Consider the following 927-nt stretch of genomic DNA (forward strand, 5'->3'; position numbering starts at 1 on the left):
GCACGCTCAGCGTGGCGATCCCCGTGGGCGCCGCACCGCCGTGGTTGGTGCTGGTGCTCCACGCCGAGCAGCCGGCGGCGCTGCAGGCGCGCACTTTGAAGCTCACCGCGCCCTCGTCCAGCACCACGAGGCTGGCCGAGGTGTTCGGCCCGTTGTAGAAAGTCTCGTCGTTGCTCGACGCTTCGTAGCGCGTCGCCCAGGGCATCGCCGTCCAGCTCACGGCGAAGACCGGTTTCCAGTCCGGGCCGCTGACGCTCACGTGCGGCGCCGGCGGGGCGGACGGAATCAGCCCGACGACGATCGTCTGGGTCGTGCTCCATTGGCCGCAGCCATTGGCGTTGCACGCTTCCACCCGGTAGCCGTAGCTGCCGTTGGCCTTGCCGCTGATCGCCATGCTGCTGGCGGTGCTGTTCTGCACGCTGCTCCAGCTGCCGCCGTTGACCTGCTCCTGCAGGGTGTAGCGCGTGGCCGTGTCCACCGCCGTCCAGCTGACCGTGTAGCTGCCGTTGCTGCTGTTGGCCGGCACGCTGAGCGTGGCGATCCCCGTGGGTGCCGACCCGCCATGGCCGGTGCTGGCGCTCCACGCCGAGCAACCGTACGTGCTGCACGCGCGCACCTGGAAGCCCACCGGTTCTTCGTCCAGGATGACGACGCTGGCAGCGGTATCCGGCCCGTTGTAGAACGTGTTGGCGTCGCTGGCGCTGGTTTCCATCGCTTCGTAGCGCGTCGCCCAGGGCATCGCGCTCCAGCTCAGGGCAAAGACCGGCTTCCAGTCCGGGCCGCTGACGCTGATGTGCGGTGCCGGCGGCGTGGCCGGTATCCGGCCCACCACGACGGTCCGGGAGGTGCTCGAGGGCCCGGGGCCTCCCGCGTTGCTCGCGCGCACCCGGTAGGCATAGCTGCCGTTGGCCTTGTCGGTGAAGGTCT

1 pseudogene is annotated in these 927 nt (G+C 69.9%); it reads right to left on the reverse strand.

Annotated elements, in window-relative coordinates:
* Nucleotides 1-927: pseudogene (locus UU7_RS18755) on the reverse strand (fibronectin type III domain-containing protein); the annotation flags it as partial.

Source organism: Rhodanobacter spathiphylli B39 (assembly GCF_000264295.1).
GTDB classification, from domain to species: domain Bacteria; phylum Pseudomonadota; class Gammaproteobacteria; order Xanthomonadales; family Rhodanobacteraceae; genus Rhodanobacter; species Rhodanobacter spathiphylli.